Origin of the sequence: Pseudomonas citronellolis (assembly GCF_029335315.1) — a bacterium.
Classification (GTDB): Bacteria; Pseudomonadota; Gammaproteobacteria; order Pseudomonadales; family Pseudomonadaceae; genus Pseudomonas; species Pseudomonas citronellolis_A.
Map to the genome: position 1 here is coordinate 1 of NZ_JARJLT010000154.1, position 836 is coordinate 836.

The following is an 836-nucleotide window of genomic DNA, read 5'->3' on the forward strand; positions in this document are numbered from 1 at the left end:
CGCCCGTCCCGGCCAAGGCGCCGGAAAAAGCCGCCGAGCCAGCCATCGACGCCGACCCGGAAATCGACCTGGGCGAGGCGCTCGAACCGCGCCTGGGCCTGGCCGGTGACGAACACGAATTCGACGAGAACATCTTCGCCGAGGGCGAGCTGCCTCATACCGAAGCGCTGAGCGCCGATGACTTCGCCGACGAGATCGACGCGCCTGAAGCAGAGGAAGCGTTCGAGGCCGAGGAAGAAGAAGCCGAGCCCGAAATCGAGCCGGAGCTGCCCAACCCCTGCGCGGTGCTGGCGGTGCAACTGGGCAACCAGGAGCAACTGCGGCGCCTGCCGCGCGGCCGCCTGGTGGACCTGCTGGAGCGCTACCGCGACTGCCTGGAGCAGGCCGCGCGCCTGTACAAGGGCCAGCTGTACACCCTCAGCGACGGCGGCAGCCTGATCCTGTTCCACGCCCGCGACGATGACGACTACCTCACCCACGCCCTGTGCTGTGGCGAACTGATGCGCGCGCTCGGCCACGCCCTGCAGATCGAAGTGGTGGACAGCGGCATCACCCTGCAATTGCAACTGGGCCTGACCCAGGGCGACGAACTGGCCGAACTGGCCCAGGCCGAGCTGCTGCAGGAGACCGCAGTACAGAGCGCGCTGACCCTCAGCCAGCACAGCCGCAACCTGCTGCTGATCGAGCGCAGCATCGCCAACGACGAGCAGGTGCGCCAGCGCGCCCGCGTGCGGCCGATCGCCAACCCGGCGGAGGCCAGCTGCGTGGAGTGGCTGAAGGAACCCTACCCGTCGATGCTGGAGCGCCAGCTGAGCCGCATGCGCGCCCTGCGCACC

Annotated in this window: 1 pseudogene; it reads left to right on the forward strand. The window is 69.0% G+C overall.

Features of this window, described 5'->3' with window-relative positions:
• Positions 1-836: pseudogene (locus P3W75_RS12705) on the forward strand (histidine kinase); the annotation flags it as partial.